Origin of the sequence: Leifsonia shinshuensis (genome assembly GCF_022606355.1) — a bacterium.
Lineage (GTDB): Bacteria > Actinomycetota > Actinomycetes > Actinomycetales > Microbacteriaceae > Leifsonia > Leifsonia shinshuensis_B.
On the sequence record NZ_JAHHZQ010000001.1, the window covers coordinates 493,993 to 514,995 of the forward strand.

Annotated in this window: 15 protein-coding genes; 9 read left to right on the forward strand and 6 right to left on the reverse strand. The window is 69.7% G+C overall.

What is annotated here, in order from left to right:
• Positions 1–78 precede the first annotated feature (78 nt).
• From KNO15_RS02460 to KNO15_RS02470, 3 genes are read left to right on the forward strand one after another with little or no spacing between them, the layout of a single operon-like run.
• Positions 79–1,248: a CaiB/BaiF CoA transferase family protein gene (locus tag KNO15_RS02460; protein ID WP_241701842.1), complete on the forward strand. Its 1,170-nt coding sequence runs from the start codon at positions 79–81 to the stop codon at positions 1,246–1,248.
• Positions 1,245–2,414 carry an acyl-CoA dehydrogenase family protein gene (locus tag KNO15_RS02465; protein ID WP_241701844.1) on the forward strand — a complete coding sequence of 390 codons (1,170 nt, stop codon included), beginning with the start codon at positions 1,245–1,247 and terminating at the stop codon, positions 2,412–2,414. The genes KNO15_RS02460 and KNO15_RS02465 overlap by 4 nt, the downstream gene beginning before the upstream one ends.
• Positions 2,414–3,805, forward strand: coding sequence for an aldehyde dehydrogenase (NADP(+)) (locus KNO15_RS02470; protein ID WP_241701846.1), 1,392 nt, complete (start codon positions 2,414–2,416; stop codon positions 3,803–3,805). Before KNO15_RS02465 ends, KNO15_RS02470 begins: the two co-directional genes overlap by 1 nt.
• A gap of 86 nt (positions 3,806–3,891) precedes the next feature.
• On the opposite strand, the gene KNO15_RS02475 is transcribed toward KNO15_RS02470, so the two are convergent.
• Positions 3,892–5,421, reverse strand: a complete 1,530-nt coding sequence (locus KNO15_RS02475; RefSeq protein WP_241701848.1) for an APC family permease — start codon at positions 5,419–5,421, stop codon at positions 3,892–3,894.
• A gap of 124 nt (positions 5,422–5,545) precedes the next feature.
• Here KNO15_RS02475 and KNO15_RS02480 point away from each other — a divergent pair, with 124 nt between their 5' ends.
• A complete protein-coding gene (locus tag KNO15_RS02480) occupies positions 5,546–6,907 on the forward strand; it encodes an MFS transporter (RefSeq protein ID WP_241701850.1) in 1,362 nt (453 codons plus the stop codon).
• On the opposite strand, the gene KNO15_RS02485 is transcribed toward KNO15_RS02480, so the two are convergent.
• On the reverse strand, positions 6,908–8,365 hold the full coding sequence (locus KNO15_RS02485) for a gamma-aminobutyraldehyde dehydrogenase (RefSeq protein ID WP_241701851.1): 1,458 nt from the start codon (positions 8,363–8,365) through the stop codon (positions 6,908–6,910).
• 89 nt (positions 8,366–8,454) lie between these two features.
• On the opposite strand from KNO15_RS02485, the gene KNO15_RS02490 reads away from it, so the two are divergent.
• From KNO15_RS02490 to KNO15_RS02500, 3 genes are all read left to right on the forward strand, one after another.
• Entirely contained in the window at positions 8,455–8,937 is a 483-nt protein-coding gene (locus KNO15_RS02490) for an Lrp/AsnC family transcriptional regulator (RefSeq protein ID WP_208039325.1), read from the forward strand.
• 2 nt (positions 8,938–8,939) lie between these two features.
• A complete protein-coding gene (locus KNO15_RS02495) occupies positions 8,940–10,355 on the forward strand; it encodes an aspartate aminotransferase family protein (RefSeq protein WP_241701852.1) in 1,416 nt (471 codons plus the stop codon).
• A 116-nt stretch (positions 10,356–10,471) separates the two neighbouring features.
• The gene (locus KNO15_RS02500) at positions 10,472–11,860 is read left to right on the forward strand and encodes an NAD(P)/FAD-dependent oxidoreductase (RefSeq protein WP_241701854.1); all 1,389 of its coding nucleotides are present in this window, start codon (positions 10,472–10,474) and stop codon (positions 11,858–11,860) included.
• 23 nt (positions 11,861–11,883) lie between these two features.
• Here KNO15_RS02500 and KNO15_RS02505 read toward each other — a convergent pair whose 3' ends face one another.
• Together KNO15_RS02505 and KNO15_RS02510 are read right to left on the reverse strand one after the other, a co-directional pair.
• Entirely contained in the window at positions 11,884–12,663 is a 780-nt protein-coding gene (locus tag KNO15_RS02505; RefSeq protein ID WP_241701856.1) for an AMP nucleosidase, read from the reverse strand.
• A gap of 44 nt (positions 12,664–12,707) precedes the next feature.
• Entirely contained in the window at positions 12,708–13,430 is a 723-nt protein-coding gene (locus KNO15_RS02510) for a VIT1/CCC1 transporter family protein (protein ID WP_241701858.1), read from the reverse strand.
• A gap of 149 nt (positions 13,431–13,579) precedes the next feature.
• Between KNO15_RS02510 and gdhA the strand changes: the two genes are divergently transcribed.
• Positions 13,580–14,929 carry an NADP-specific glutamate dehydrogenase gene (gene gdhA / locus KNO15_RS02515; protein WP_241701859.1) on the forward strand — a complete coding sequence of 450 codons (1,350 nt, stop codon included), beginning with the start codon at positions 13,580–13,582 and terminating at the stop codon, positions 14,927–14,929.
• A gap of 263 nt (positions 14,930–15,192) precedes the next feature.
• Here gdhA and KNO15_RS02520 read toward each other — a convergent pair whose 3' ends face one another.
• The gene (locus tag KNO15_RS02520) at positions 15,193–16,989 is read right to left on the reverse strand and encodes a DEAD/DEAH box helicase (RefSeq protein ID WP_241702665.1); all 1,797 of its coding nucleotides are present in this window, start codon (positions 16,987–16,989) and stop codon (positions 15,193–15,195) included.
• 134 nt (positions 16,990–17,123) lie between these two features.
• Between KNO15_RS02520 and KNO15_RS02525 the strand changes: the two genes are divergently transcribed.
• A complete protein-coding gene (locus tag KNO15_RS02525) occupies positions 17,124–17,921 on the forward strand; it encodes an SGNH/GDSL hydrolase family protein (RefSeq protein WP_241701860.1) in 798 nt (265 codons plus the stop codon).
• A 4-nt stretch (positions 17,922–17,925) separates the two neighbouring features.
• Here the strand turns inward: KNO15_RS02525 and KNO15_RS02530 are convergent, their stop codons facing one another.
• Positions 17,926–20,904, reverse strand: coding sequence for an acyltransferase family protein (locus KNO15_RS02530; protein ID WP_241701861.1), 2,979 nt, complete (start codon positions 20,902–20,904; stop codon positions 17,926–17,928).
• Positions 20,905–21,003 lie beyond the last annotated feature (99 nt).

Here is a 21,003-nt window from a genome sequence, read left to right on the forward strand (position 1 = left end):
TATCCCGCCCTAATCATTCGATATAGGATGAATTCGGAGCGTGCCCGATGGACGGCCGTGAGAGCGAAGGAGCGGACCATGACCGACAGCATCCTGTCCGGAGTGCGGGTCGCCGACTTCTCCCGGGTCCTGGCCGGTCCGTACGCCACGATGATGCTCGCCGACTTCGGTGCCGACGTCGTCAAGATCGAGAGCCCCGCCGGCGACGACACCCGAGCGTGGCGGCCGCCCGTCGACGACGCGGGCGAGTCCACCTACTTCGGTGCGGTCAACCGCAACAAGCGCTCCGTCGTGTGCGACCTGACCACGGCCGACGGCCTCGCGGCCGCACGCGCGCTCGCCGAGACGGCCGACGTGGTCGTCGAGAACTTCCGGCCCGGCGTCATGGAGCGCTTCGGCCTCGACGATCGGAGTCTGCGTGCAGCCAACCCCGGGCTGGTCTACTGCTCGATCACGGGCTTCGGGCGCGAGGCCGGCGCCGGCCTCCCCGGCTACGACCTGCTCGTACAGGCGGTCGGCGGCCTGATGAGCATCACGGGTCCGGCCGAGGGAGAGCCCAGCAAAGTGGGCGTCGCGCTCGTCGACGTCCTCACCGGCCAGAACGCGCTCGCCGGCATCCTGCTCGCCCTGCGCGAGCGCGACCGCACCGGGCGGGGCTCACGCGTCGACGTCGACCTCCTGGGCTCGCTGCTCGCGGCGCTGACCAACCAGGCCTCGAGCACTCTCGCGACCGGCCACTCCCCTGCCCGGCTGGGCAACGCGCACCCGAGCATCGCGCCGTACGAGCTCTTCCGTGCCGCCGACCGCGAGCTCGTCGTCGCCGTCGGCAACGACCGTCAGTTCGCCGCGTTCGCGGCGGCGCTCGGCCTCCCGGAGCTCTCCGGCGATCCCCGGTTCGCGACCAACGAGGAGCGGGTGCGCAACCGTCACGAGCTGCGTGCGCTCCTCGAGCCGGCGTTGCGCCGCCGCGACGCGGCCGACTGGGTGGCCGACTTCGGCGCGGCCCGGGTTCCGTCCGGTCTCGTCAACAGCGTCGCCGAAGCGTTCGAGTTCGCGGCATCGCTCGGCCTCGACGCGATCGCGACGACCGTCGACCCCGTCACCGGACGCACCTCCCGTCAACCCGCGACCCCCATCCGCCTCGACACGGCCCCCGCCGTTCACCGAACGCCGCCGCCGCTGCTCGGCGCGCACGACCCCGTGTGGACGGAGGCCGTCTCCGACCGCACCGAAAGGACCGCTCCATGACCCCTGCATCCGCCACGCTCGACGAGGCCTTCAGCATCGACCACCTCCTCACCGCGGAGGAGCTGCGCTGGCGCGACGACGCCCGGCGCTTCGCCGCGGAGCGCATCGCCCCCGTGATCGCGCAGGACTTCGAGGACAAGCATTTCCGGAAGGAGCTCGTCGGCGAGCTGGGAGCCCTCGGCGTGCTCGGCATGCATCTGAAGGACCCCGGCTGCGCGGGCGCCGGCGCGGTCGCCTACGGCCTGGTCTGCCACGAACTGGAGGCGGTGGACAGCGGCTGGCGCACCTTCGTCTCCGTCCAGGGCTCGCTCGCCATGAGCGCGATCTCCAAGTTCGGCTCCGACGAGCAGAAGGCCGAGTGGCTCGCGCCCATGGCCCGCGGCGAGCGCATCGGCTGCTTCGCGCTCACCGAGCCTCAGGGCGGCAGCGACCCCGCCGCCATGACGACGCGGGCACGCCGCGACGGCGACGACTGGGTGATCACCGGCGCCAAGCGCTGGATCGGCCTGGCGTCGCTCGCCGATGTCGCCGTGGTCTGGGCGGCGACCGACGAGGGCGTGCGCGGCTTCGCGGTCCCGACATCGACCCCGGGGTTCACGGCGACGCCGATCGACGGCAAGCTGTCGATGCGCGCCTCGGTGCAGTGCGACATCCTGCTCGACGAGGTGCGGGTCCCCAGTTCGGCGATGCTGCCGGGTGCGCGTGGTCTGTCGGGGCCGTTCTCGTGCCTCAACGAGGCGCGCTACGGCATCGTCTGGGGTGCGATGGGCGCCGCGCGCTCCTGCCTGGAGGTGTCCATCGAGCGTGCGACGACGCGCGAGGTCTTCGGACGGCCGATCGGCGCGACCCAGCTGATCCAGCAGAAGCTGGCGGACATGCTGGTGGAGTACGAGAAGGGGATGCTGCTCGCCCTGCACCTGGGCCGGCTCAAGGAGGCCGGGCGGCTCACGCCGACCCAGATCAGCGTCGGCAAGCTTAACAGCGTCCGCGAGGCGCTCGCGATCGCCAGGGAGGCCCGCACCATCCTCGGCGGCGACGGCATCACCGACGCGTTCCCGGTGATGCGGCACATGGCCAACCTGGAATCGGTGCGCACGTACGAGGGCACCGACGAGATCCACACGCTCGTCCTCGGGCGCGCGCTGACCGGACTGGCGGCGTTCTGATGGGCGACCCCATCGTCGACGCGGCGACCGCCGCCGCCGCGGCCGCGCTCCTGCCGACGACGCGCGACCAGCGGGCGGCCTGGCTCGAACGGCTCGCCGCCGCTCTGGAGGCCGACCGCGCCACCCTCGTCGCCCTCGCGGCCGAGGAGACCCACCTGTCGGAAGCGCGGCTCGACGGAGAGGTCACCCGCACTGCAGCGCAGCTCCGCTTCTTCGCAGGGGTCGCGCGCGAGGGTGCTTATCTCGAGGCCGCGATCGACTCGCCCGACCCCGCCCTCATCCCGCCGCGGCCCGACCTGCGGCGCATGCTCCGGCCGATCGGACCTGTCGCCGTCTACACCGCGTCCAACTTCCCCTTCGCGTTCTCGGTGCTCGGCAACGACACGGCGTCCGCGCTCGCCGCAGGCTGCCCGGTGATCGTCAAGGCGCACCCGGGACATCCCCGGCTGTCGCGGCGCACCGCGGAGCTCGCGCTCGACGTGCTCCCGAACGGCTGGTTCGCTCTCGTGGAGGGCATGGAGGCCGGCGTCGCGCTCGTGCAGCACCCGGCCGTGCGCGCGGCTGGGTTCACCGGTTCCGAGCGCGGCGGTCGTGCCCTGTTCGACCTCGCGGCGTCCCGGCCGGACCCGATCCCGTTCTACGGCGAGCTCGGCAGCATCAATCCGGTGATCGTCACGCGCGCAGCGGCCCGCGAACGCGGCGCCGACATCGGGGCGGGCCTCGTCGGCTCCTTCACGCGGGACGCCGGTCAGTACTGCACGAAGCCGGGCCTGGTGTTCGCGCCGTCCGGTGAGGGCGTCGACGACGCCGTGGCCGCTGCCCTCGGCTCAGCTCCGGCCTCGCGCCAGCTGACCGACGGGATGAGTGCCGCGTATGCCGAGGCGATCGAGCTGTTCGGCGCGGACGACGATGCCACCGTGCTTCTCGGCATCGACCACCCGGGCGCCTCGGTCCCCGCGGTCGTCCTGACGGACGCGGCAGCCTTCATCGCCGGGCCCGACCGTTTCCTCCAGGAGCGGTTCGGCCCGGTGACGGTCGTGGTCTCCTATCGCGACGAGGAGCTGCCTGCCGTGCTCGCCGCCCTGCAGCCGTCGCTCACCGCCACGATCCACCGCGGTGCCGGCGAGGATGTCACCGCTCTGGCGGCCGCACTGACGCCGATCGCCGGCCGGTTGCTGTTCGACGGCTGGCCGACCGGGGTGGCGATCGGCTGGGCGCAGCACCACGGCGGTTCGTGGCCGGCGACCACGGCCAGCATCCACACCTCGGTGGGTGCCACGGCGATCCGCCGCTGGCTGACGCCCATCGCCTACCAGGACGCCCCGCAGGACGTGCTTCCTCCGGAGCTGCGCGACGGCAACCCGCTCGCCGTCCCGCGCCGCGAGTCCTGACCCGCAGCCATCGCTTCCTCACTTTCTCCCGCTCACACACGGCGTGTCGCGTGAAGAAGTGAGGAAGCGATGGCTGGAGTCGGGGGTCAGTCGGCGGCGGGGGCAGCTTCCTTGGGAGTTTCGCGGCGCGCGCGGAGCAGCTGGGCCACTTGGATGGCGTCACCCTCGGGCGCGGTCGACAGGCGGTCCGGTCGGGCGATGAACAGGTAGAGCAGCCCGGCGCCTGCGACGATGCCGAGACCGATGAGAACGATCCAGTCGTTGAACCAGCTCCCGGTGTTCGTCGGCCACGCCAGCAGGATCATGGCGAACACCCCGTAAGCCAATGCGAGGACGTTGACGATCAGCCCGGCACCCCGCAACGAGAACGGCCCTGCCGGTCGCCAGCCTTTGAGCCGCTGCCGCAGCGACGCCAGCACGACGGACTGGAACGCCACGTAGATGCCGAGCACGGCGAACGCCGTCACCTGGGTGATCAGTCCGGACGGGCCCACGTACACGATCAGGCTGATCAGCACGGGGATGCTGCACGCCACGATGAGCGCGTTCACCGGCACCTTCGTGCGCGGCGACACTTTGGCCAGCCAGCGATGGGCCGGGATCATCCCGTCGCGGGCGAACGAGAACAGCAACCTGCTCGCCGCCGCCTGCAGGCTCAGCACGCACGACAGGAAGGCCGTCACCGCGACCACCAGGAAGATCTTCGCCCCGACCGTGCCCAGCGTCGACTGCAGGATCTCCGGGATCGGGTCGACATCCTTGCCCGCGACGATCCGCTGCAGGTCGGGCGCGGCGAGCACGTAGCCGCCGAACGCGAAGAGCGCGGAGACGCCGCCGACGACGATCGTCATCATCATGGCCTTGGGGATGCGACGAGCGGGGTTCGCGACCTCCTCTGCGACGTCGCCGCAGGCCTCGAACCCGTAGAAGAGGAACAGTCCGGCGAGCGCGGCACCGAGGAAGGCCACCAGATACGATCCGTGACCCTCCACGCCCATGGTGTCGAAGAACACCGAGAACGGGTGCTTCCGCTGGAAGATCAGCAGGTAGAGCCCGACGGCGATGACGCCGATCAGCTCGGCCGAGAGCCCGATCCGGGCGACCGTCGCGAGCGTCTTCGTGCCCGTGAAGTTGAGCCCGAGCGCCACGACGAGCAGCAGCACCGTCAGGCCGAGTGTGACCTCATTGGTGGCCGGGAGGCCGAACAGGCTGGCGAGGAAGCCGCTGCCGTAGGACGCCACAGCGGTGATCGTCACGATCATGGCCCAGATGTAGACCCACGCGGCCATCCACGCGTACCGCCGGCCCCACAGCCGCCGCGCCCACGGATAGATGCCACCGTGGATCGGGTACTGCGAGACCACCTCGCCGAAGACCAGGGACACCAGGAACTGGCCGGCACCCACGATGATGATCCACCAGATCGAAGGCGGACCTCCCGTGGCCATCGCCACCGCGAACAGCGAGTACACGCCGACGAGCGGCGACAGGTACGTGAAGCCCAGCGCGAAGTTGGCCCACAGGGTCATGGACCTGTTGAAGGAGTCCTCGTATCCCAGGACGGCGAGGTGCTCGCTGTCCTCGAGATGGGCGGAGGACGACGGTTCTGCAGACATCGAATGCCTTCCGGTCGACTGCACACGACGATGTGTGTGCAGGCAGCGTAGCGGAGGCGCGGGGATAATACCTATAGGACAGGATGATTAAGCGTTGACGGCGTGTCGCGTAGTCTGGCCCGCGATGGACTCCGACCGACAGGCACAGCGAATCGGCACTGCGCTCGTCGCCGTCGCACTCGTCGTCGCCGTGATCGGCAGCCTGGGCGCTCCGCTCATCACGTCGGTCGCCACCACGCTGCACGTCCCCCTCGCCGCCGCGCAGTGGACCCTGACCGTCACACTGTTCGCCGGGGCGATCGCGGCCCCCGTGCTCGGGAGGCTCGGCTCCGGCGCACGACGCAGAGTCACCGTGCTGAACGCGATGGTGGTGGTCGTGGTGGGCGGCGCCCTCACGGCGCTGCCGCTGCCGTTCGCGTTCCTGATCGCCGGCCGGGCGCTCCAAGGGCTGGGCCTCGGCGCGGTGGCCCTGCTCATGAGCGTCGCACGCACCGAGCTTCCCGAGCCCCGTGCAACCGGGACGATCGCCGCGCTCTCAGTCGCGTCGACGGTCGGCATCGGCGTCGGCTATCCCCTCGTGGGGTTGATCGACCAGCTCGCCGGGCTGCGCGCGGCCTACGCGTTCGGCCTGATCCTGTCGGCCGTGGCCCTCGTGATCGCGTGGCGGGCCCTCCCCCGTGATGCGCCGGGGCCGAACGCACGCTTGGACGTCCCCGGGGCGATCCTTCTCGGGATCGGCACCCTGGGCATCCTCCTCGTCATCGCCGAACCCGCACTCTGGGCCAGCCCCCTCCTCGGCGCCGCCGTGCTCGGGCTGTCCGTGCTCGTGCTCGCCGCGTGGAGCGTCGTCGAGTTGCGGGTGCCGGCTCCCCTCGCCGACCTCCGGCTCCTCGGCCGGCCCGCCGTGCTGCGTGCGAACAGCGCGATGCTCGTGTCCGGGATCGGGATGTACCTGCTCTTCAGCCTCCTGACCCGCTACCTCCAGACACCGTCAGGGGCCGGCTACGGCTTCGCATTGCCGGGCGTCGCGGCCGGCGCCGCGCTGATCCCGTTCTCCGCCCTCGGGTTCGTCGCCGGGCGCGTCGTGCCCCGGCTGGTGCGCGCGATGACGGAGCGTGGAGCCTTCGCACTTTCCGCCTGCGCCGTCGCGGCCGCGGCCGTGCTCCTCGCCGTCGGAACGGGGTCGCTCGCCGTGGTCCTGGTCGCGATGACCGTGCTGGGCTTCGGGGTGGGCGGCGTCTCCGCCGTCATGCCCCGGCTCGTCCTGGAGGGTGTGCCCGCGCCGGAGACTGCGAGCGTGCTCTCGATCAACCAGATCGTGCGCAGCGTCGGCTTCAGCATCGGAAGCGCCCTCGCCGGCCTCCTGCTCGCGGCCGCGACGCCCGCCGGCGCGTTGGTCCCGCCGGCGGGCGGCTACGTCGCCGCCGCGCTGTGGGCGCCGCCGCTCCTCGCGGTCAGCGCCCTGATCGTCGCGCTCCGGCGGTGATCACTCCCCGATGTACGACATCACGTGCTTGATGCGCGTGTAGTCCTCGAACCCGTACATCGACAGGTCCTTGCCGTAGCCGGAGTGCTTGAAACCGCCGTGCGGCATCTCGGCCACGATCGGGATGTGGGTGTTGATCCACACGCAGCCGAAGTCGAGGCCCTTCGCGAAGCGCATGGCCCGGCCGTGGTCCTTCGTCCAGACCGAGGACGCCAGACCGTAGCGCACGCCGTTGGCCCAGCGCATCGCCTCCGCCTCGTCGGTGAACTTCTGCACGGTCTGCACCGGGCCGAAGATCTCGTTCTGCACCGCGTCGTCGTCCTGGCGCAGGCCGGACACGATCGTGGCCTCCCAGAAGAAGCCGCGGTCGCCCTGGCGACGGCCGCCGAGCTCGACGTTCGCGTGGTCGGGCAGCCGGTCGACGAAGCCGCTCACCTGCGCGAGCTGGTTCGCGTTGTTGAGCGGGCCGTAGAGGATGCCGTCCTCGCGCGGCGCGCCCGTGCGGGCGTTGTCGCGGGCGTACTGCGCGAGGGCCGCGACGAACTCGTCGTGCACGCCCTCCTGCACCAGCAGGCGCGTCGCCGCTGTGCAGTCCTGGCCGGCGTTGAAATAGCCGGCGGCCACGATGCCCTCGACCGCCTTCTCGATGTCGGCGTCGTCGAACACGATCACCGGCGCCTTGCCGCCGAGCTCGAGGTGGACGCGCTTGAGGTCGTAGGACGCCGCGCGGGCGACCTCCATGCCGGCGCGCACCGACCCGGTGATCGAGACGAGCTGCGGGGTCGGGTGATCGATCATCGCCGCTCCGGTCGTCCGGTCCCCCAGCACCACGTTCAGTACGCCCGCCGGGAGGAACTCGCTCGCGACCTCGGCCAGCAGCAGCGTCGAGAGCGGGGTGGTGTCCGACGGCTTCAGCACCGTCGTGTTTCCGGCCGCCAGCGCCGGGGCGAACTTCCACACCGCCATGTTCAGCGGGTAGTTCCACGGCGTGACCTGGCCGACGACGCCGATCGGCTCACGCCGGATGAACGACGTGTGGTCGGGCATGTACTCGCCGGCCGACTTGCCCTCCAGATTGCGGGCGGCCCCGGCGAAGAAGCGGATCTGGTCGACCGAGAGCAGGATCTCGTCCTCCACGAGCGTGGCGCGCGGCTTGCCGGTGTCCTGCGACTCCGCGTCGGCGAACTCCTCCGCGCGCTGCTCCATCGCGTCCGCGATGCGGAACAGGGCGAGCTGCCGCTCGGCCGGCGTCGTGTTCCCCCAGACCTCGAACGCGTCCCGCGCCGCGCGGTACGCGTCGGCCACGTCCTCGGCGGTGGAGACGGGCGCGGTGGCGTAGACGTCCTCCGTCGCCGGGTCGATGAGGGCGATGCTGTCGCTGCCGCGGGCATCCATGCGGGCGCCGTTCACGAAGTTCGTCAGTTCAGGGGTGGTCGTTGTGCTCATCGGTGAACTCATGCCCGGGAGTCTACTGATTTCGTCGGTGAATCGGGCAGGAATGTGCGGATTCGCTTGCTAGAGAGCTGCTCCACTGACAGAATCGCTCCATGAGTACCCCTCGGGCAACGAACGGCACGAAGGCTGCGGTCATCGACGACGTCTCCAAAGCGATCATCGAGCAACTGCAGGTCGACGGCCGCAAGTCGTACGCGGAGATCGGCAAGGCGGTCGGTCTCAGCGAGGCGGCGGTGCGCCAGCGCGTGCAGAAGCTGACCGAGTCGGGTGTGATGCAGATCGTGGCCGTGACCGACCCGATGCAACTGGGCTTCTACCGCCAGGCGATGATCGGCGTGCGCGTCACCGGGGACACCCTGGTGATCGCGGACAAGCTCGCGGCGATGCCCGCTGTGGACTACGTCGTCCTCACGGCGGGGACGTACGACATCCTCGCCGAGGTGGTGTGCGAGAACGACCTCGACCTCATCACGATGCTCAACTCCGAGATCCGGACGCTCGAGGGAGTGCTCTCCACCGAGACGTTCGTGTACCTCAAACTCCACAAACAGTTCTACAACTGGGGAACGCGATAACCATGACGACAACCGTTGAAACGTTCGGCGAGCCCATCACACCCGATGAGGCAGACCTGCAGGCCAAGGCACGCGATCACCTCTGGATGCACTTCGCACGCCAGTCGGTGATGGAGGAGGGGCACGGCGTGCCCATCATCACGCGCGGCGAAGGCCATCACATCTGGGACGATCACGGCAAGCGGTACATCGACGGCCTCTCCGGGCTGTTCGTGGTGAACGCCGGCCACGGTCGCAAGCGCCTCGCCGAGGTCGCGGCCAAGCAGGCCGAGCAGCTCGCCTTCTTCCCGATCTGGTCGTACGCCCACCCGAACGCGATCGAGCTCGCGGATCGCCTCGCGCACTACGCGCCCGGCGACCTCAACCGCGTGTTCTTCTCCACCGGCGGCGGCGAGGCCGTCGAGACCGCGTTCAAGCTGGCCAAGTACTACTGGAAGCTGCAGGGGCGCCCGACCAAGCACAAGGTGCTGTCCCGTGCCGTGGCCTACCACGGCACCCCGCAGGGCGCGCTGGCCATCACCGGCATCCCGGCCATGAAGGAGATGTTCGAGCCGCTGACCCCGGGCGGGTTCCGCGTGCCGAACACCAACTTCTACCGCGCGGGCGAGATGGGCGCGCCGACCGACGATGTCGAGGCCTTCGGCGTCTGGGCGGCGAACCGCATCGAAGAGATGATCCAGTTCGAGGGTCCCGAGACCGTCGCCGCGATCTTCCTCGAGCCGGTGCAGAACTCCGGCGGCTGCTTCCCGCCGCCCCCCGGCTACTTCCAGCGGGTGCGCGAGATCTGCGACAAGTACGACGTGCTCATGGTCAGCGACGAGGTCATCTGCGCCTTCGGCCGCATCGGGCACATGTTCGCGTGCGACCAGTACGGCTACGTGCCCGACATGATCACCTGCGCCAAGGGCATGACGTCCGGGTACTCCCCCATCGGCGCGACGATCATCAGCGACAAGATCTACGAGCCCTTCAAGCACGGCAACACGTCCTTCTACCACGGCTACACGTTCGGCGGGCACCCGGTGTCCTCCGCCGTCGCGCTGGAGAACCTGGACATCTTCGAGGAGGAGCGCCTCAACGAGCGGGTCCGCGAGAACTCGCCGCTGTTCCGCGCCGAGCTCGAGAAGCTGCTCACCCTCCCGATCGTCGGCGACGTCCGTGGCGACGGCTACTTCTTCGGCATCGAGCTGGTGAAGGACAAGTCGACCAAGGAGACGTTCAACGACGACGAGTCGGAGCGCCTGCTGCGGGGCTTCCTCTCCAAGGCGCTCTACGACGCCGGCCTCTACTGCCGCGCCGACGACCGTGGCGACCCCGTCGTCCAGCTCGCGCCGCCGCTCACGATCGGCCCGGACGAGTTCGTCGAGATCCGCCAGATCCTCGAGTCGGTGCTCACCGAGGCGTCCAACCACCTGTAAGAGACACCAGCACGACCCGAAGGAGTCCGCGCACCGCACCATTCAGCGGCGCGCGGACTCTTTCGTCTCACCCGTCCGAGCACTCGGACGTCAAAACCCAGACTCGAAGGAGTGTCGTGGACTACCGCAGTGTCGGCTTCTGGTTCGACTCGATCGCCGAGGCGGAGGACGGGTTCCGGCCCCGGCCGGCCCTGGCCGAGGATGCGACGGTCGACGTCGCCATCGTCGGCGCCGGCCTCACCGGCCTCTGGACCGCGTACTACCTTCAGGAGGCCGACCCGAGCCTGCGCATCCTGCTGCTCGAACGCGACGTGGCGGGCTTCGGAGCGTCCGGGCGCAACGGCGGCTGGTGCTCCGCGCTGTTCCCCTGGTCGGCGTCCGCTCTGGCCGCCCGCTACGGGCGGGATGCCGCCGTGGCCCAGCGGCAGGCGATGGTCGACACCGTCGACGAGGTCGGCCGGGTCGTCGCGGCTGCGGGTGTGGACTGCGACTACGTCCGCGGCGGCACCGTGACGTTCGCGCGCGACCGGGTGCAGCTCGCGGCCGCGCGCGCGGAGTTCGCCGAGTCGGAGGAGTTCGGCGTCGACCGGGTCACTCTCGCCGGCACCGAGACCGTCCGTGGCCGCTACGGCGTTCCGGACGCCGTGGCGGCGACGATCACGCCGGCCTGCGCCCGCGTGCATCCCGGCAAGCTCGTGCGTGGCATCGCCCGCGCGGTCGAGCGGCGGGGCGCCGTGATCGCCGAGCAGACGGAGGTGCTCGGCTGGAGGGACGGCGTCGTCCGGGTCCGCGCCGCGGGAGTCGAGCGCACGGTGACCGCCGGCACCGTCGTCAACGCCACGGAGGGGTACGGGTCGCAGCTCGGCCAGGTCGGCCGCCGCATCCTCCCCCTGTACTCGCTGATGATCGCCACCGAGCCGCTCTCCGACGCGGTGTGGGAGCGCATCGGCATCGAGCACGGCCAGACCTTCGCCGACTTCCGGCACCTGATCGTCTACGGTCAGCGCACCGCCGACAACCGCATCGCGTTCGGCGGGCGCGGAGCGCGCTACCACCTCGGCAGCGCCATCCACCCCTCCTACGACCGCTCACCGCGTGTGCGCGACCACCTGGTCCGCACGCTGGGCGAGCTGTTCCCCGCGGCGGCCGGCGTGCGCATCACCCATCACTGGGGCGGCCCGCTGGGCGTGCCGCGCGACTGGCACGCCGCCGTCGGCCTCGACCGCGACGCGCGCGAGGCCTGGGCCGGCGGCTATGTCGGCGACGGGCTCAGCACCACGAATCTCGCAGGCCGCACCCTTGCAGACCTGATCGCGGGCCGTCGCACCGACCTCACCGCGCTGCCATGGGTCGGCCACCGCTCCCCGCGCTGGGAGCCGGAGCCCCTGCGGTTCCTCGGCGCGAACGCGGGCCTCGTCGCCATGGAGGGCGCCGACCTGGAGGAGCGCGCCACCGGCCGCCCCTCCCTCGTCGCCCGCGCCATGGCGCCCCTCACCGGCCACTGACGCACGTCTCCACCCCTCGCGCGTCAGTCGTCTTCGAAGCGGAGGTGGCGGAGGCTCCGGCCGTTGCGGCGGACGAGGCGGAGGGATTCGACGCCGATCCGGATGTGACGCTCCACGAACTGCGCGGTCACGCCGCGATCGCTCTCCGCCGTCTTGACGCCCTCCGGGATCATCGGCTGATCCGACACCAGCAGCAGGGCGCCGCTCGGGATGTGGTTGGCGAACCCGGCCGCGAAGACGGTCGCGGTCTCCATGTCCACGGCCATGCAGCGCGTCTGCCGCAGGTAGGTCTTGAAGGTGTCGTCGTGCTCCCAGACCCGGCGATTGGTCGTGTAGACGGTGCCGGTCCAGTAGTCGTGGCCGAAGTCGCGGATCGTGGTCGAGACACCCCGCTGGAGCTGGAACGCGGGCAGAGCCGGCACCTCCGGAGGCAGATAGTCGTTCGACGTGCCCTCGCCGCGGATGGCCGCGATCGGCAGCACCAGGTCGCCGAGCTGGTTCTTCTTCTTGACCCCTCCGCACTTGCCGAGGAAAAGAGCGGCCCGAGGGCTCACGGCGCTCAGGAGGTCCATGATGGTCGCCGCGTTCGGACTGCCCATGCCGAAGTTGATCATCGTGATGCCGTCGGCCGTGGCGTTCGGCATCGAGCGGTCGATGCCGCGCACCTCCCCTCCGTACCACTCGGCGAACCGGTAGACATAGTCGCCGAAGTTCGTGAGCAGGATGTGCTCGCCGAACTCCTCCAGGGGCGTGCCGGTGTAGCGGGGCAGCCAGTCCCGGACGATCTCGACCTTCTCCTTCATCGCTCCCCCTCGTCCCGATCGCTGCCCGGCGCGGACGTCCGCGCTCAGCCGACCGTCGTGCCGAGGAGCGCGCCGATCGCGAAGGTGGCCGCGAGCGCCAGTGCCCCGCCGATCACGACCCGCAGCATCGCGCGGCCGGGCGACGATCCGCCGATCCAGGCGGCGACGTACCCGGTGACCGCCAGGGCGATCAGCACGACCACGAACGTCAGCGGGATGCGGATCGCGGCCGGCGTGAGGATGGTCAGCATCGGCAGGATGCCGCCGATCGTGAACGCGATCGCCGACGCGAACGCGGCGTGCCAGGGGCTCACGACGTCGTCCTGGTCGATGCCGAGCTCGGCCGAGAGGTGTGCGGCGAGGGCGTCGTGCTCGGTGAGCTCGATCGCCACCTGTCTGGCGGTCTCCGGCTTCAGTCCTTTGGCCTCGTAGAGCCCGGTCAGCTCCGCGAGCTCCTGCTCCGGCATCTCCGCGAGCTCGCGCCGCTCCTTCGCGATCAGCGCGTGCTCGCTGTCGCGCTGGCTGCTGACCGACACGTACTCGCCGAGCGCCATCGAGATGGCGCCTCCGACGAGGGCGGCGAGTCCTGCCGTCAGGATGGCGGGCACCGAGCTCGTCGCGCCGGCGACACCGACGACGACGGCGGCAACCGACACGATGCCGTCGTTCGCCCCCAGCACTCCCGCACGCAACCAGTTCAGTCTCTGGGCGAGGCCCTCCCGATGCGGCTCGTCGGGATGCCGTCCGTTCACGATCTCCGCACTCATGGCCCCAGCCTAGGAACCCGCGGGCCGCCGTGCCAGCAAGGAAAGCCGAACCTCACTGCGATGGGCCCTTCCCGCCGCCCGGCACACGGAGGAGCGACGCTTTCATGAGAGTAAACTCAGAATTCCGTGTCCGTCTCGAAAGGCCTCGCTTGACCTCCGTGCTGTCCTCCCTCCTCGATGACGTCCTCCGCCGCAATGCCGGCGAACCCGAGTTCCACCAGGCCGCGCGCGAGGTGTTCGGATCTTTGGAGCCGGTGATCGCCGCACACCCGCGCTACGCCGAGGCATCGGTGCTCGAGCGTCTGACCGAGCCGGAACGGCAGCTCATCTTCCGCGTGCCGTGGACCGACGACTCCGGTCGGGTGCGCGTCAACCGCGGTTTCCGGGTCGAGTTCAACTCGGCACTGGGTCCGTACAAGGGCGGCCTGCGCTTCCACCCGAGCGTCACTCTCGGCACGGTGAAGTTCCTCGGCTTCGAGCAGATCTTCAAGAACGCGCTCACCGGCCTCCCGATCGGCGGCGGCAAGGGCGGCAGCGACTTCGACCCCAAGGGCAAGTCCGACGCCGAGGTGATGCGGTTCTGCCAGTCGTTCATGACGGAGCTCTACCGCCACTTGGGAGAGCACACCGACGTCCCCGCGGGCGACATCGGCGTCGGCGGGCGCGAGATCGGCTACCTGTTCGGCCAGTACAAGCGCATCACCAACCGTTACGAGTCCGGCGTGCTCACCGGCAAGGGCATCGGCTGGGGCGGCTCCCTCGTCCGCACGGAGGCGACCGGGTACGGCGCCGTGTTCTTCGCCCAGCGGATGCTCGCGACCCGCGGCCGCGACTTCGACGGCGCGCGCGTGCTGGTCTCCGGCTCGGGGAATGTGGCGATCTACGCGATCGAGAAGGTGCACCAGCTCGGCGGAACCGTCGTGGCCTGCTCCGACTCCTCCGGCGTCGTCTACGACGCCGACGGCATCGATCTCGACCTGTTGCGGCAGATCAAGGAGGTCGAGCGCGGCCGGTTGAGCGCGTACGCCGAGCGCCGTCCGGGCGCCGACTACCGTGCGGGTGCCGACATCTGGGCGCTGTCGGCCGAGACCCGCGTCGACGTGGCCATCCCGTGCGCGACCCAGAACGAGCTCGACGGCCGGGCGGCCTCCACCCTGGCAGCGGCCGGCGTCGCCGCGGTCGTGGAGGGCGCGAACATGCCGTGCACCCCCGAGGCCGTCGCCGTGCTAACCGCGGCGGGCGTGCTGTTCGCGCCGGGCAAGGCGGCGAACGCCGGCGGGGTCGCCACGTCGGCGCTCGAGATGCAGCAGAACGCCTCCCGCGACGCTTGGACGTTCGAGTACGCAGAACAGCGCCTCGCCGAGATCATGAACTCCATCCACGACAGCTGCGCCGAGACCGCCGAAGAGTACGGCTCGCCGGGCGACTACGTGCTGGGCGCCAACGTCGCCGGCTTCGTGCGTGTCGCCGACGCGATGCTGGCGCTCGGCGTCATCTAGGCGGGCCGCGCGCCTCACCCGGCTGGGCGGCCGGTTCGTCCGTTTGTCCGGACGCATCGCGCGACACGCCGCCGCGCCGTCCGTACTTCCGGAGGTTCGGCCGCGTTCTGCGCGGATCTCCGGAGTTACTGGTGACCTGCCCGCCACCGCATCCGCCGCCCGTTCATCCGGAGCCCCGGCCGGAGCTGAAGCAGATCTCCGGAGTTACGGACCGACGCACGGCGTGTCGCGCCGGAGTTCCGAAGTTGCGCGCCGGGCTCGCGTCAGGAGCGGCCGATCCGCTTGCGGAGCCACTCGATGCGGGCCTGCAGCTGCGACACGCTCGCCTGCGCCACGGCCGGGCCGCCGCAGACGCGGCGCAGCTCGGCGTGGATGAGCCCGTGCGGCTCACCCGAGTTCTTCGAATACAGACCCACGAGGCTGTTCAGCAGCTGACGCTGCTCCTTCAGCGTGCGGTGCAGCGGTGCGGGCGGGTGCCCGTCGGCCGTGGCCGGCCGGGAACTGTGCCGACGCGCCTGCCGCTGCTGCCGCTGCATCAGGAGGTCGTGCACCTGCTCGGGCTCGAGGATGCCGGGCAACCCGATGAAGTCGAGCTCCTCGTCGGAGCCCGGGACGGCGAACCCGCCGAACTCGCGACCGTCGTAGACGACGCGGTCGAAGTTCGCCTCCGAGCCGAGCGCCTCGAATGCGAACTGCTCGGTCAGGGCCTCCGAGGCCCTCCCCTCGCGGTTCGCCTCGGCCATCATCGCGTCTTCAGGGTTCCAGAGATCGCCTTCGGCGCCCTCGGCCGAGGGCCGGTCGAGCGCGTGATCCCGTTCGAGCTCCAGGGCGTTCGCGAGCGCCATCAGCGTCGGCACGTTCGGCAGGAAGACCGACGCCGTCTCGCCCCGGCGCCTCGCCCGCACGAATCGCCCGATCGCCTGGGCGAAGAACAGGGGGGTGGAGGCACTGGTCGCGTAGACGCCGACCGCCAGTCGCGGCACGTCCACGCCTTCGGACACCATGCGCACGGCGACCATCCAGCGCGACTCCCCCGCCGCGAACTCGGCGATCCGGTCGCTCGCCTCCTTCTCGTCCGAGAGCACGACCGTCACCGGCTCCCCGCTGATCTGCTGCAGGAGGTCGGCATACGCTCGGGCTGCGTAGTGGTCGGTGGCGATCACCAGTCCCCCGGCGTCCGGGATCGAGTTGCGCACCTCGCTGAGCCGTCGGTCGGCGGCGCTGAGCACCGCGGGGATCCACTCGCCGCGGGGATCGAGCGCGGTGCGCCAGGCCTGCGAAGTGATGTCCTTGGTGTTGCCCTCGCCGAGCCGCGCCTCCATCTCGTCGCCGGTCTTGGTGCGCCAGCGCATCTGACCGGCGTAGATCATGAAGATCACGGGACGCACGACACCGTCGCTGAGCGCGCGTCCGTAGCCGTAGTTGTAGTCGGTGACCGACGTGCGGATGCCCTGCCGGTCGGGCAGATAGGTGACGAACGGAATGGGCGCGGTGTCGGAGCGGAACGGCGTACCGGTGAGGGAGAGCCGACGGGTGGCCCGCTCGAACGCGTCCCGGATGCCGTCGCCCCAGCTGAGGGCGTCGCCGCCGTGGTGCACCTCGTCGAGGATGACGAGCGTTCGGTACGACTCCGTGATGTCTTTGTGGAGGCTCGGCCGAATCGCCACCTGCGCGTAGGTGACCGCCACACCCTTGTAATGTCGCGCGTACCGGCCTTCGGCGTTGCGGAAGTCGGGATCGAGATGCAGCCCGACGCGCGCGGCGGCCTCGGCCCACTGCCGCTTGAGATGCTCGGTGGGGGCGACGACGGTGACGCGCTCGATGACGCGACGCGACAGGAGCTCCGTCGCCAGCCTCAGTGCGAAAGTCGTCTTGCCCGCGCCCGGGGTCGCGGCGGCGAGGAAGTCGCGCGGTTCGTGCACGAAGTAGGCGTCGAGCGCCTCGGCCTGCCACGCCCGGAGCTTGCCGGCCGTACCCCATGCCGCTCTCTCGGGGAAGGACGGCGACAGGTGCTCGGCGGCGAAGCTGCCCGCGCGCGCACCGGCGCTCGCTTCGGGCAGCGCCTCACCGTGCGGGTCTGCGGGTACGGCGGCGCCGGGCGAGCTCTCGCCGGGCTGGGGTGCTGCTGTCGTCTCCACTTGGACTAAATCTACCCGAGGCGTCTGACACCACGCCCACGATGCAGAATGGAGGAATGGTCGAAGCCCAGCACCCGTGGTCCCGCTACGTCGCGATCGGAGATTCGTTCACCGAGGGGATCGGTGACCCCGAGCCGCTGAGCCCCGGGGGCCACCGCGGGTGGGCCGATCGCGTCGCCGAGGTCCTCAGCGCACAGACGGACGATTTCGCGTACGCGAACCTCGCCGTGCGCGGCAAGCTCATCAAGCAGATCCTCGACGAGCAGGTGGAGCCGGCGCTCGCGCTCCGGCCCGACCTCATCACGATCTCCGCGGGCGGCAACGACGTCATCCGCCCGGGGACCGATCCCGACCAGATCGCGGCGCTCTTCGACCAGGCGGTCAGCCGCCTCAGTGCCGACGGCGCGACGGTGGTCGTCTTCACGGGCGTGGATGTCGGCTTCTCCCCGGTCTTCCGCGGAATCCGCGGCAAGGTCGCGATCTACAACGAGAACGTGCGGGCAGTAGCGGCTCGCTACGATGCGATCGTGGCCGATCAGTGGTCGCTCACCGAGATCCAGGATCAGCGCATGTGGGCACCGGATCGCCTCCACCTCGCCCCGCTCGGCCATCACACCGTCGCCCGGATGGTGCTGGCCGCGCTGAACGTCGAGAACGACCTCCAGCCGCTCGAACCCGAGCCGCTCCCGGCGCGCACCTGGCGACAGGCCCGTGCTGAGGATCTGTCCTGGGCGCGGGAGTACCTCGTGCCGTGGGTCGTCCGCCGCATCCGCCACCAGTCGTCCGGCGACCATGTGCTGCCGAAGCGGCCGGACGCAGGGCCGTTCGTCATCGAAGTCGGTGACCCCGACTGACCGACTAGGAGCCCCCCGATCCGCCGGACAGGTCGACTCCGGCTTGCACGAGGAGTTCGCGAGCCGCTGGAGCGATGTGCCTCGACCAGGCCTCGGTGATGTGAGTCTTGTCGAACTTGGTCGGGATACCATCTGCGAACGCGGGGCAACTTCCGTTGACGCAGAACAGCGGGCGCGTGTCGACCCACACGCCACCGATCGCTGTCACCACCGCGCTATCTGCGGCGTTGAGTTCCTTCCATCGGGTCTGGATTCGCGTCACGCACGCCGCGGGTTCGCTTCGCGGCGAATAGCACTCACGGATGTCCTTGTCCTCCGGCGGTGTCGCGAACATGACCACCTTTCCGGTGCTCGGCGCGATCTTCTTGAGGTACTCGTCCAAGCCGGCTTTGTAATCGGCGACCGTCAGGAGTCCACCCTCGACCTTCTTGATCTCCGACGTGAGGTTGGAGACGAAGACGTAGGACGGCTTGGTTGTGCTGATCTCCTCGATCGCCGCCTCTCTTCGCTTGGGGCACTCGGACCGGTAGGTCTCGTTTCCCGCGGCGATCGAGATGGGGATGAAGGGACAGCCGTACATGCCGAACGACGTGATCCGGAGTTTGCCGTTCGAGGAGTCCACGAGCGTACGGAGAAGGGGGAGGTATCCGACGGCCGTCGAATCGCCCACGACCGTGATCGTGACCGGGGCATCGGCAGCCCCCCAGGTGCACTTCTCGATGCCGGGGTAGACCGGTCCGGCGCACGCGTCGAACTCTGGACTCCGGGCGCCGGCCTCCGGCGAGCCGAGCGCCGGCGTGGTCTCGGGCCATTCCTTCGCGCCCAGTGCATCGGTCAACGCGGTCTTGATGGCGCCGAGGGCGGCGCCGTCTCCCGGCGGAGCGGCCGTCGAAGTCGACTCGTCTGCCGGCAGGATGCCTTTCGTCGTGAGGATCTCGCGGACAGCGGGCGCGATGTGTGTCGCGTACTCAGAGGTCAGGTGAACGATGTCGGACTTGATGGGAATGCCTCCCGAAAACGCGGGGCAACTCGACTTGACGCAGTACACCACGCGCGTGTCGATCCAGGCGCCGTCGACAGTCTTCGCCAGTGTCTGGTCGACCTTCGCGCGCGCTTGCCACAGCTCCGGGACCGTCGACAGGCAATCCTGCGGCACAGAGCGAGGCGTGTAGCACTCCTTGACGTCCTTCTCCACAGGTGGCGGCGGGAGGAAGACGATCGTGCCGACGTTCGGAGCGAGTTGTTCGAGATACGGCTTCATCGCCGCCTCGTACTGCTCCGGAGTCACGGCCGCTCCTGTACTGAGCGCCTTGAACGGGAAGTACGTGTTCGTGATGAAGAGCACGTCCGGCTTGAGTGTGCCGATGTTCTCGATCGATGCGAGCTTTCGCTCCGGACAGGCCTTCTCGAGGTTCTTGTCCGGTGTGGAGGTGGTGATGTCGACGAACGGGCAGCCGAACATTCCCAAAGCTGTGGCTTTCAGTAGACCGTTCGAACCCTCCGCCATCGCCCGCAAGGTCGCGACGTACGGGACGGAGGTGGAGTCTCCCACGATCGCCATCGACACCTTGGCGTCGGGAGAGCCCCAGGTGCACTCGTCCATTCCCGGGTAATCGGGAACGGAACAGGCGGCTGCCGCCTCCGGCGTTTGGTAATCGGTGATGACGCTGTCCATCGATGGGTTGAGCTCAGGCCACTCCTTCGCACCGACTGCCTTGACGAGTTCGGCCTTGATCGCACTCAGAGCGCCGTTCTGCGGTTGCGAGCTGCCAGAGGTCGGCGAGGCGGCCTCGGGCGTGTTGTCCCGTGCACCCCGATCCACCACCAGAGCAGCGACGATCGCCACGACAGCGGTGGCGGACACCGCCATCACGGCGATCGACTGATACCGCTGGACTTTGGTTCGCGTCCTGCGACGGTTTCGCTTCGCGGGCTCGAGCCACGAAGAGTGCCGGACCGGCTCTTCGATGAAGCGATACGAGAGCGCGGCGAGGACGAGCGACAGAGCGATCGACTCCAGCGCGGGGATCGGTGTGTCGTAGCTCGGCGTGCCGCGGGCCAGCTCGGTCACCAGGATGAGCGCGGGAAAGTGCCACAGATAGAGCGAGTACGAGATGTCCCCGATGTAGCTGAAGAACGGGTTGTCGAGCGGGTTGAGCCAGGTGCGCTTCGGCTTCCAGGGGAAGGCGATGAATGCGGCGGTGCTGAGCACCGCGAGCGCGGCCCACGGTGCCGGAAAGCCCTGATCGGCCGGGGTGATGACGCTGGCCGTGATCATGCCCGCCAGTGCGGCCAGTGCGATGAAGGGACGGAGGGCGAGCGGGAGCTTCGAGAACCAGGGCATGCACAGCGCCACCGTCGCTCCCACCGACAGCTCCCAGAGCCGCGCCGGAGTGATGAAGTACGCCGACCCTTTGTCCGCCTGCGTGAGGTGGAGCGACAGGAAGAACAGCGCCGACGTGATCGCGAAAGTGATGAGACCCGCGAAAAGGCGCGGCCGTCGTGTTCGCCCGACGAGCAGTGCGATGAGCAGGATCGCCAGCGGCCACACCAGGTAGTACTGCTCCTCCAGGCTCAGCGACCAATAGTGCTGAAGCGGAGAGGTCTGCGCCCCTTGCGCGAAGTAGTCGGTCGCTTGGGAGGCGAACCGCCAGTTCGAGACGAAGAACAGCGACGCGACCGCATCCCACACCGTCGACACGAACCGACCGGAGCTGAAGAGCGCCCATGACGCGACCACGGTGGCGATGAGAACCGCCACAGACGCCGGGATCAGTCGACGGATCCGACGCCGGTAGAAGGCGAGGAACCGGATCCGACCGTTTCGCTCGAACTCGCGATGGAGCACCGACGTCATCAGGAACCCCGAGATGACGAAGAAGATGTCCACCCCGACGAAGCCGCCCGCCGGCCACTCGAAAGCATGGTTCAGGACCACCAGGCCGACCGCCAGAGCGCGCAGCCCCTGCAGATCGAGGCGCATCGCTGTTCGCTGGGCGCCGCCCTTCACAAAGGGCCCACCGTCTGAGTCTCGTCGGACGCGTCGTGCGTCCGCACGGGGCCGACGTTCGGCGTGATGAGA

Bases quoted from the DNA above. Each gene is read 5' to 3' on its own strand.
- KNO15_RS02460 (WP_241701842.1), top strand. From the start codon at position 79: ATGACCGACAGCATCCTGTCCGGAGTGCGGGTCGCCGACTTCTCCCGG.
- KNO15_RS02465 (WP_241701844.1), top strand. From the start codon at position 1,245: ATGACCCCTGCATCCGCCACGCTCGACGAGGCCTTCAGCATCGACCAC.
- KNO15_RS02470 (WP_241701846.1), top strand. From the start codon at position 2,414: ATGGGCGACCCCATCGTCGACGCGGCGACCGCCGCCGCCGCGGCCGCG.
- KNO15_RS02475 (WP_241701848.1), bottom strand. From the start codon at position 5,421: ATGTCTGCAGAACCGTCGTCCTCCGCCCATCTCGAGGACAGCGAGCAC.
- KNO15_RS02480 (WP_241701850.1), top strand. From the start codon at position 5,546: ATGGACTCCGACCGACAGGCACAGCGAATCGGCACTGCGCTCGTCGCC.
- KNO15_RS02485 (WP_241701851.1), bottom strand. From the start codon at position 8,365: ATGAGTTCACCGATGAGCACAACGACCACCCCTGAACTGACGAACTTC.
- KNO15_RS02490 (WP_208039325.1), top strand. From the start codon at position 8,455: ATGAGTACCCCTCGGGCAACGAACGGCACGAAGGCTGCGGTCATCGAC.
- KNO15_RS02495 (WP_241701852.1), top strand. From the start codon at position 8,940: ATGACGACAACCGTTGAAACGTTCGGCGAGCCCATCACACCCGATGAG.
- KNO15_RS02505 (WP_241701856.1), bottom strand. From the start codon at position 12,663: ATGAAGGAGAAGGTCGAGATCGTCCGGGACTGGCTGCCCCGCTACACC.
- KNO15_RS02510 (WP_241701858.1), bottom strand. From the start codon at position 13,430: ATGAGTGCGGAGATCGTGAACGGACGGCATCCCGACGAGCCGCATCGG.
- KNO15_RS02525 (WP_241701860.1), top strand. From the start codon at position 17,124: ATGGTCGAAGCCCAGCACCCGTGGTCCCGCTACGTCGCGATCGGAGAT.
- KNO15_RS02530 (WP_241701861.1), bottom strand. From the start codon at position 20,904: ATGCGCCTCGATCTGCAGGGGCTGCGCGCTCTGGCGGTCGGCCTGGTG.